Source organism: Dyella sp. NPDC103356, from assembly GCF_055584465.1.
Genome location: NZ_JBVJLZ010000033.1, coordinates 1 through 1,243, shown reverse-complemented (window position 1 = coordinate 1,243; position 1,243 = coordinate 1). Strand labels below are relative to the sequence as shown.

At 58.9% G+C, this 1,243-nt stretch carries 2 protein-coding genes; both read right to left on the bottom strand.

Going from position 1 to position 1,243, the window contains the following annotated elements; translation table 11 throughout:
* Positions 1–27 precede the first annotated feature (27 nt).
* Positions 28–891: an IS3 family transposase gene (locus tag ACZ6WW_RS23545; protein ID WP_465276340.1), complete on the bottom strand. Its 864-nt coding sequence runs from the start codon at positions 889–891 to the stop codon at positions 28–30.
* Positions 888–1,181, bottom strand: coding sequence for a transposase (locus ACZ6WW_RS23540; protein ID WP_465276339.1), 294 nt, complete (start codon positions 1,179–1,181; stop codon positions 888–890). Before ACZ6WW_RS23540 ends, ACZ6WW_RS23545 begins: the two co-directional genes overlap by 4 nt.
* Positions 1,182–1,243 lie beyond the last annotated feature (62 nt).

Genomic DNA, 1,243 nt, shown 5'->3' with positions numbered 1-1,243 from the left:
TGGACTACCCCCGATTTCTCGGACGGTTTAAATCGTCACCGTGAGCATACGCTCAAAACTGTCCGGCGATTGATAGTCAAGACTGCTGTGCAAGCGTTTGCGGTTATAGAAGATCTCGATGTACTGGAAGATCTGGGTTCGTGCTGAGTCGCGGTCCGGGAAGGATTGATGGTGCGTCAGCTCATGCTTTAACGAGGCAAAGAAGCTCTCCATGACCGCGTTGTCGTAGGGCATGCCCTTTCGGCTCATGCTGGCCGTCAGGCCGGCTTCTTGTAGTTGCTGCTGATAGAGCTTGCTGGTGTATTGAGAGCCTTGGTCACTGTGATGGATCGCTCCCTTGGCGGGACGGCGGCGCCCTAGCGCCATTGCCAGCGCATCACTGGCGAGTGCCTGATCGGCACGATCACTCATGGCCCAGCCCACGATTCGGCGACTGCAAACATCCAACACGGCGGCTAGATAGACCCAGCCCTGGCGCGTGGGTATGAAAGTGATATCAGCGACCCAGACATGATCGGGCCCAGGGCTGGCGAACGGCCAACCGAGACGATTGGGTGCCGTCGGCACACGCTGGTAGGGACTTTTGGTGCGTAAGTAGCGCAGACGCCGACGGCTACGAATGCCTTGTTCGCAACGCAGGCGACGAACCCGATGTCGGCCACAGTGCTCGCCTTCCTGCTTGAGCGCGCGCCACAGGCGTTCCGAGCCGTACGCTTCGTGATTCTCGCGATGGAGGACTTCCATGCGAGCGATCAGTTGATCGTCGGCAAGTCTCCGAGGGCCCGGTTTCCGAGTTTTCCAGGCGTAGTAGCCACTGGGCGATACGCGCAAGGCTCGACACATCAATCGCACGCTATGGCCTGGTTCGCCTTCTATCCAGGCGTACTTCACGACAGCTCTCGCGCGAAGTACGCCGCCGCTTTTTTTAAGATCTCATTCTCTTCTTTAAGGCGAGCCAACTCGCGCTTAAGTACCGCCACTTCATCGCTACTCGCCTTGGGGCGGCCGCTTCCACTGAAGGCGGCGGCTCCCTTCTTGCCCGCTTCATCGGCCCATTTGTACAGCCGGTTGCGCGGCACGCCCAGTTCTCGGGCAACCACTGCAGCGGGCTTACCACTGGTTTGCATCAGCCGCAGGGCTTCACGCTTGAACTCGGCTGAGAATCGCTGGCGCTTTTCCATCGAACACCTCCGTGCGAGGATTGTCCTCGCTTTTAGGTGTCCGAGAAATCAGGGGTGATCCA

Coding starts and splice junctions, on each gene's coding strand:
- ACZ6WW_RS23540 (WP_465276339.1), bottom strand. CDS start 1,181: ATGGAAAAGCGCCAGCGATTCTCAGCCGAGTTCAAGCGTGAAGCCCTG.